This is a genomic window from Streptomyces purpurogeneiscleroticus (genome assembly GCF_020024005.1).
In the GTDB taxonomy this organism is placed as follows: domain Bacteria; phylum Actinomycetota; class Actinomycetes; order Streptomycetales; family Streptomycetaceae; genus Streptomyces; species Streptomyces purpurogeneiscleroticus.
In genome coordinates, this window is the sequence record NZ_NHSG01000069.1 from 1 (window position 1) to 7,429 (window position 7,429).

At 72.0% G+C, this 7,429-nt stretch carries 9 protein-coding genes; 6 read left to right on the forward strand and 3 right to left on the reverse strand.

Translation table 11 applies throughout. From position 1 onward, the window contains the following. Window positions 1-38: 38 nt before the first annotated feature. A complete protein-coding gene (locus CCS38_RS02085) occupies window positions 39-803 on the reverse strand; it encodes a SigE family RNA polymerase sigma factor (RefSeq protein WP_223731454.1) in 765 nt (254 codons plus the stop codon). A 253-nt stretch (window positions 804-1,056) separates the two neighbouring features. On the opposite strand from CCS38_RS02085, the gene afsQ1 reads away from it, so the two are divergent. From afsQ1 to CCS38_RS02110, 5 genes are all read left to right on the forward strand, one after another. Further along, window positions 1,057-1,734: a two-component system response regulator AfsQ1 gene (afsQ1, locus tag CCS38_RS02090; RefSeq protein WP_131124765.1), complete on the forward strand. Its 678-nt coding sequence runs from the start codon at window positions 1,057-1,059 to the stop codon at window positions 1,732-1,734. Next, on the forward strand, window positions 1,731-3,338 hold the full coding sequence (locus CCS38_RS02095) for a sensor histidine kinase (RefSeq protein ID WP_223731455.1): 1,608 nt from the start codon (window positions 1,731-1,733) through the stop codon (window positions 3,336-3,338). Before afsQ1 ends, CCS38_RS02095 begins: the two co-directional genes overlap by 4 nt. Then, window positions 3,335-3,955: a hypothetical protein gene (locus CCS38_RS02100; RefSeq protein ID WP_223731456.1), complete on the forward strand. Its 621-nt coding sequence runs from the start codon at window positions 3,335-3,337 to the stop codon at window positions 3,953-3,955. The genes CCS38_RS02095 and CCS38_RS02100 overlap by 4 nt, the downstream gene beginning before the upstream one ends. Window positions 3,956-4,078: 123 nt before the next feature. After that, on the forward strand, window positions 4,079-4,600 hold the full coding sequence (locus CCS38_RS02105) for a VanZ family protein (protein WP_223731457.1): 522 nt from the start codon (window positions 4,079-4,081) through the stop codon (window positions 4,598-4,600). A 76-nt stretch (window positions 4,601-4,676) separates the two neighbouring features. Continuing rightward, the gene (locus CCS38_RS02110) at window positions 4,677-4,880 is read left to right on the forward strand and encodes a PspC domain-containing protein (RefSeq protein ID WP_030254046.1); all 204 of its coding nucleotides are present in this window, start codon (window positions 4,677-4,679) and stop codon (window positions 4,878-4,880) included. Window positions 4,881-4,992: 112 nt separating this feature from the next. Here CCS38_RS02110 and CCS38_RS02115 read toward each other — a convergent pair whose 3' ends face one another. Further along, window positions 4,993-5,262: a hypothetical protein gene (locus CCS38_RS02115; RefSeq protein WP_223731458.1), complete on the reverse strand. Its 270-nt coding sequence runs from the start codon at window positions 5,260-5,262 to the stop codon at window positions 4,993-4,995. Window positions 5,263-5,415: 153 nt separating this feature from the next. Beyond that, the gene (locus CCS38_RS02120; protein ID WP_223731459.1) at window positions 5,416-6,552 is read right to left on the reverse strand and encodes an adenosine deaminase; all 1,137 of its coding nucleotides are present in this window, start codon (window positions 6,550-6,552) and stop codon (window positions 5,416-5,418) included. Between the two features lie 144 nt (window positions 6,553-6,696). Between CCS38_RS02120 and CCS38_RS02125 the strand changes: the two genes are divergently transcribed. Next, window positions 6,697-7,429 (forward strand): alpha/beta hydrolase (locus CCS38_RS02125; protein WP_223731460.1); only part of this gene is annotated, 733 nt, incomplete at its 3' end.

Consider the following 7,429-nt stretch of genomic DNA (forward strand, 5'->3'; position numbering starts at 1 on the left):
TCTTCCCCCGTTTTCCCCAGCCCCCTCGGGCCGGTCCCTCAGGCCACCAGCTCGCCGAAGGACTCCTCCTGGTCGCGGCCGAAGCTGAGGACCTCGTCCTCGCGCAGCCGCCGCAGCGAACGCCAGATGCTCGACTTCACCGTGCCGACGCTGATGTTCAGTATGTCGGCGATCTCCGGGTCCGTCCGGCCCTCGTAGTAGCGCAGGACGAGCATCGTGCGCTGCGTCTCGGGCAGCTTGGCCAGCGCCTGCCACAGCACGGCGCGCAGCTCGGTGCCGCGCATCGCGTCCTGGTCGCCGGCAGTCTCCGGCAGTTCCTCGGTGGGGTACTCGTTCAGCTTCCGCCGACGCCAGGCACTGATGTGCAGGTTGGTCATCGTGCGGCGCAGGTACCCACCGACCGCCGCCTTGTCGCTGATCCGGTCCCACGCCCGGTAGGTCGAGAACAGCGCGCTCTGCAGCAGGTCCTCGGCCTCGTGACGGTCGCCGGTCAGGTGGTAGGCGGTGGCGTACAGGGAGGCACGGCGCTCCTGGACGTAGGCGGTGAACTCGGCTTCGCTGTCCACCGCCGGCGACGCGGAACCCCGCTCCCCCGTGGCCTCCCCGTACGCGTTCCCCCCGTCGGTCCCCGCTACGACGGTGTCAACGGCCTCGACCGGCGTCATGAAGAACGCCTGCCGCTGACGCCCGGTGCCACGAGCGCACCCCCGCCCGATCGTGGCACCGGACTTCTCCCCGACCCGCGCGACATCATGGAGCCGCGTGATTACTGCGCTGTTGGCGGTGCTGTGCAGTGTGTTCATCTCGCGCCCCCCGTCGGTAGAGCCGGCTCGTTCAGCTGCTTCCCGGGCCGTCTTTCCCACCCGGTGCCAGAAACTCTGCCGCGGCAGTTTCATCGCGGTGTCCGCCGACTGTCACAGCCCTGTCACAGGGGGCCGCGCGAGGTTCACAAGGCCCGCTTCGGGCGTACGCCGGTGCAGGTGGGGCGGGTGTGCGGCGGTACGGGGGGACGCCGCCGGTCGAAGTCCGGCCGTGCCATGCGCCAGAATGGCGCACGTGCCTTTCCTGTTGCTGATCGAGGACGACGACGCCATCCGCACGGCCCTCGAACTCTCGCTGTCGCGCCAGGGTCACCGTGTGGTGACCGCGGCGACGGGCGAGGACGGCCTGAAACTGCTGCGCGAGCAGCGCCCCGACCTGATCGTCCTGGACGTGATGCTGCCGGGGATCGACGGTTTCGAGGTGTGCCGGCGGATCCGCCGTACGGACCAACTGCCCATCATCCTGCTGACCGCACGCAACGACGACATCGATGTGGTTGTCGGACTGGAGTCCGGCGCCGACGACTATGTCGTCAAGCCGGTGCAGGGGCGGGTGCTCGACGCCCGCATCCGGGCGGTGCTGCGCCGCGGCGAACGCGAGTCGAGCGACTCGGCGACGTTCGGGTCGCTGGTCATCGACCGTTCGGCGATGACCGTCACCAAGAACGGCGAGGACCTCCAACTGACGCCGACCGAGCTGCGGTTGCTGCTGGAGCTGAGCCGCCGGCCCGGGCAGGCGCTGTCCAGACAGCAGCTGCTCCGCCTGGTGTGGGAGCACGACTACCTCGGTGACTCGCGCCTGGTGGACGCGTGTGTGCAGCGGCTGCGGGCCAAGGTGGAGGACGTGCCGTCCTCCCCGACGCTGATCCGCACGGTCCGCGGGGTCGGTTACCGGCTGGACACCCCGCAGTGAGCGAACCGGCCCCGGGCCGGCTGCGCGGCGTCGCCTCGGGCCTGCTGCGCTGGACGAGCCTGCGGCTGCGCCTGGTCGTGGTCTTCGCGCTGGTGGCGCTGACCGCCGCGGTCTCGGCGTCCGGCATCGCGTACTGGCTCAACCGCAACACCGTGCTGGACCGCACGCAGAACGCCGCACTGAAGGACTTCCGCACCCAGCTCGAGGAGCGCACGCGGTCACTGCCGCTCCATCCGGCCTGCGAGGAACTGCGGGACGCCGCGCGCCAGATGGCCGCGGGGCCGCAGAACTACGCGGTACTGCTGCAGGCGAAGGACGGTGCGGGCAAGACCTGTACGGCCACCACCGACCGGGAACTGCTGAACCTGAAGACCGTGCCGGCGACGCTCCAGAAGGCAGTGGAGCAGCGACGCCCTGTGGACGCGTCGAACAAGGCGCCGTACCACCTGTACTGGCAGCGGCAGGAGATCGAGGACGACCCGTACTTCGTGGCCGGGGCGAAGCTCAACGGCGGCGGCCCGACCGGTTACATGCTGAAGTCGCTGGCCACCGAGCGGCAGGACCTGAACTCCCTCGCGTGGTCCCTGGGCGTCGCGACGCTGCTCGCGCTGGTCGGCTCGGCGCTGCTCGCGCAGGCCGCCGCGACCACCGTGCTGCGGCCCGTGCAGCGGCTCGGCACGGCCGCGCGCGAGCTGGGCGAGGGCAAGCTGGACACCCGGCTGCGGGTGACCGGCACCGACGAGCTGGCCGATCTCTCCCGTACGTTCAACCGGACCGCCGAGCGGCTGCAGCAGCGGGTGGAGGAGCTGAGCGCCCGGGAGGCGTCCTCGCGGCGGTTCGTCGCGGACATGTCGCACGAGCTGCGGACGCCGCTGACCGCGATCACGGCCGTGACGGAGGTCCTGGAGGACGAGGCCGAGGCGCTGGACCCGATGATCGCGCCCGCGGTGCAGCTCGTGGTCAGCGAGACCCGGCGGCTGAACGACCTGGTGGAGAACTTGATGGAGGTCACCCGCTTCGACGCGGGGACGGCGCGGCTGGTCCTGGACGACGTGGACGTCGCCGACCAGGTGACGGCGTGCATCGACGCGCGGGCCTGGCTGGACGCGGTGGAGCTGGACGCCGAGCGCGGCATCATGGCGCGGCTGGACCCGCGCCGCCTGGACGTGATCCTGGCGAATCTGATCGGCAACGCGCTCAAGCACGGCGGATCGCCGGTGCGGGTCTCCGTGCGCACGGAGGGGGACTCCCTTCTGGTGCGGGTACGGGACCACGGGCCCGGCATCCCCGAGGAAGTCCTGCCGCATGTCTTCGACCGGTTCTACAAGGCGAGTGCCTCCCGGCCGCGGTCGGAGGGCAGCGGGCTGGGGCTGTCGATCGCGCTCGAGAACTCGCACATCCACGGCGGCGAGATCACGGCCGCCAACTCCGAGGAGGGCGGCGCGGTCTTCACGCTGCGGCTCCCCAGGGACGCCTCACGGCTGACGGCGGACGGAGACGGGGACGGGGACGGGGACGGGGAATCCGGCTCCGGGACCGGAGCCGCCGCCGAGCGGAAGCGGCAGGACGGCGACGGCAGCACGGCTGCGGAGGGCGAGCGATGAGGCGGGCCGCCGTGCTCCTGGCGCTCGCCCTCACGGCCGCGGGCTGCGGCATCCGCGGCACGTCGGTGCCGGTGGACGCGGGCGGCGCGCCCTCGCGGGTGAGCTGCCGGGCCGAGGAGCCGGCCGGGGTGCCCGAGGTGCCGGTCGGCGACCCGGTCAGGATCTACCTGGTGTGCAGCTCGGCGCTGGTCCCCGTGGAGCGGACCGTGTCGCTGCCCAAGGGCGGTACCTCCGAGGACCGGCCCGGGGTGGCCCGTACGCTCCTGAACGAGCTGCGGCAGCGGCCCGCGCCCGGCGAGGAGGACGCGGGCTTCGGCACCGCGGTACCGGACGACCTGACGGTGTCCGGGCCGCGCGCCGGCGATCCGGAGGACGCGCTGCGGCTGAACATCCGCCCGGCGGACCTGCCGTCGTTCGCGCTCGCACAGCTGGTGTGTACGTACGGGACGCGGCTGCCGGTGGACGGGAAGCGGGCCGCGGTGCTCGGCGGCCCGGACGACGCGGCGCCGCGCCACTACGAGTGCTCCGACGCCGTCCTGCGCCACCCGGACCTCGCCCAGCGCGCCGACCGGGGCAGCCCGGCACCGGCCCCGGACGGGGCGGACGGCAAGGACTGAGCCCGGCCCCGGCCCGGCTCCCACGGCCTCCCCCGTTGTGTCTCCCGCTGTGACCTCCCGCACGGAACCGCCGCCGCCGGTGGTGGCGTCTGGGCGGGTGTGCAGCGTCATGGCCCCGGCGGGATGGCCGGTTTCCGTATGCGCGCCGCGGGCTTCGTCCTCCTTCTGGCGCACCTGTCGATCGTCTACTCGTTGACGCTGCGTCCACGCGCGGTGCCCTGGGTACCGGCCGCCAATCTCCGGCCCCTGGAGACGATCCGCGCCGCGCTGGCGCTGGGGCCGTGGGAGGCCGTGCACCAGCTGGGCGGCGCGGTGCTGCTGCTGGCGCCGCTGGGCGTGCTGCTGCCGCTCGCGGGCGGCCGGCTGACCGCCTCGGCGCTGGGTTCCTTCACCCGTACGGTGTTCACGGGCGCGATGATCGCGTTCGCCGTCGCGGTGCTGCAGAGCACGGTGCCGGGGCGGGTGCCGGACGTGGACGTGGTGCTGCTGAACACGCTGGGGGTGGCGCTGGCGCACCTGGTGGTCGTCCCTGTGGTCAGGGCCCGGCTCCGCCGTCGGGAGTACACGGGGGCAGGGGCGACCCCGACGATCCCCAGGGTCGGTCTCGCTCCGCAGGCCGACGCCCTGTCCGGCTCGCGGACCTAGCGTGGAGTTATCGGGTCGCACCGGAAGGGCACCCCGGAAACTGAGCACCGAGCAACCGAGCAAGGAGTCGAGCCCCATGGCCGCCGCACTGGTCCGCCCCCGCAACAACAGGATGATCGCCGGAGTCTGCGCGGGTCTGGCCCGGCGCTTCGGCACGACCCCCACCACGATGCGCGTGATCTTCGTGCTGTCGTGTCTGCTGCCCGGCCCGCAGTTCCTCGTCTACCTCGCGCTGTGGATCTTCCTCCCGACGGAGAAGAAGTACAGCGAAGCCTGGTGACCCGCGCGCCGGTCCGCCGCTCCGGCCGGCCGCGCGCCGCGATACCCCGGGCACAGCCGCGCCCCGGCCCGTACGGATGTGTACGGGCCGGGGCGCGGTGCGTGGCGGCGCCTCAGCCGCCGAGGGGGAGGCCGCCACCCACGGCCTTGGTGACGCCGCCGGCCGGCAGCCCGCCGAGGAGGTTCCCCTTGGCGTTCGTCGTGCTCTTGCCGCTGTCGTCCGAGGACGGCGCGGCCTGGCCGGTGAGGCTCTGCAGCGGCCCGCTGGCGGCACCGGTGACCGGCTCGGTCACAGAAGCGGCGGAGGCGGTGCCGGCCGCGGTGGCGGCGATGGCCGCTCCGAGGGCCGCGGCACCGATGATCTTGACGGTTCCCTGCTTCATCAACTTTTGTCCTCGTGACGGGGTTTTGTCCGGCACTTGACGCTAAAGACATGATCGCCCAAGCCGCAAACATCCCACATGCCCGGTTCGGCACCTCGCCGGGCAACCCGAACTCCCCGCCCATGCACCTCACTCAGCGTCAGGACGCCCAGCTCACACGGACCCTTCCAGCCCCTTCGGGAAGAGCCATTCCGACTTCAGTTCGGCGTAACCGGGCTTGATCACGTCGTTGATCATGGCCAAACGTTCATCAAAAGGAAGGAACGAGCTCTTCATCCCATTGACGGTGAACCACTGAAGATCATCGAACGCGTAGTGGAACGTCCTGACCAGGTGCTCGAATTCGCGCGACATGCTCGTGCCGCTCATCAAGCGGTTGTCCGTATTGACCGTCAGCCGGAACTGCAGCCGGCGCAGCAGCCCGATCGGGTGCTCGGCGTACGAACTGGCCGCTCCGGTCTGCAGGTTCGAGGTCGGACACATCTCCAGCGGGATGCGCTTGTCGCGCACGTACGACGCCAGCCGGCCCAGCTTCACGCCGCCGTCGTCGTCGACCTGGATGTCGTCGATGATCCGCACGCCGTGCCCGAGGCGGTCGGCGCCGCACCACTGCAGCGCCTGCCAGATGGACGGCAGCCCGAACGCCTCGCCCGCGTGGATCGTGAAGTGGTTGTTCTCGCGCTTGAGGTACTCGAACGCGTCCAGGTGGCGGGTGGGCGGGTAGCCCGCCTCGGCACCCGCGATGTCGAAGCCGACGACGCCCAGGTCGCGGTAGCGGTTGGCCAGTTCGGCGATCTCCAGGGCGCGGGCGGCGTGCCGCATCGCGGTGAGCAGCGCGCCGACGCGGATGCGGTGGCCGTTGGCGCGCGCCCGCCGCTCGCCCTCCCGGAAGCCCTCGTTGACCGCCTCGACGACCTCTTCGAGGCTGAGCCCCTTCTCCAGGTGCTGCTCGGGCGCGTACCGGACCTCGGCGTAGACGACGCCGTCGGCGGCCAGGTCCTCGGCGCACTCGGCTGCCACCCTGGCCAGCGCGTCGCGGGTCTGCATGACGGCGCAGGTGTGCGCGAAGGTCTCCAGATAGCGCTCCAGCGAGCCGGAGTCCGCGGCCTCGCGGAACCAGACACCGAGCTTCTCGGAATCCGTCTCGGGCAGGCCGTCGTACCCGGTCTCGCGGGCGAGTTCGACGATCGTGGCGGGACGCAGGCCGCCGTCGAGGTGGTCGTGGAGCAGCACCTTCGGCGCGCGGCGGATCTGCTCTGCGGTCGGGAGATTGCTGGTCTGGCTCGTCATTGCGGCACTGTAGCCCCTACGCGCGTAGAACGCACTAGCGATTCGGCCGCGTCCGGGCGAAGCGGACGCGCCCCGCCACCGATACGGAACAGTGACCCGTACACGGGGTGGGCCACCGACCCCCCGTCTGCCATCGTTCATGCCATGGATGGGCAATCGTTGTCCGGGCGCACGGCCCGGCTGGGGAAACGACTGGGAGCGGGTACGGGACCGGCGGGCGGCGCGGTGAACGCGGTCGCCCTCTTACTCCCCGAGGGCGGCGAGACGGGCACCGGGCGTCCCTCGCCGGTGGCCACGCTGACGGCCCGCGCGCTGGCCACGGGCCTGGCGCGGGCCGGCCGCAGGGACGGGCTGACCACCCACGTCCTGCACTTCCGCTGCCGCGGCTGGAACGGTGACGCGGCCCACCCCGCGCAGGACGCGGAGTGGGCGGTGGCCGAGATCGTCCGCCGCTACGGCGACGTACCGCTCTGCCTGGTCGGTACGGGGACGGGCGCCCGGGCAGCGCTGCTCGCCGCGGGCCACCCGGCGGTCAACTCCGTACTGGGCATCGCCCCCTGGCTCCCGGCCGGCCCGGCCGCCACCCCGACCGACCCGGTCAAACAGCTCGTCGGCCGCCGCGTACTGCTCGTACACGGCACCAACGACGAGCGCGTCGACCCCGACCTGTCCTACCGCTACGCCGAGCGCGCCAAGAAGATCAACCGCGACACCTGCCGTTTCGAGGTCCACTCCGACGGCCACGGCCTCCACCAGCACCGCTCCGAAGTCCGCTCGCTCGCCGCCGACTTCGTACTCGGCTCGCTATTCCACCGCGCCTACTCCCGCCCCGTCCAGGACGCCATGGCCGCACCCCCGCCCCTCGGCCTCCGCATGC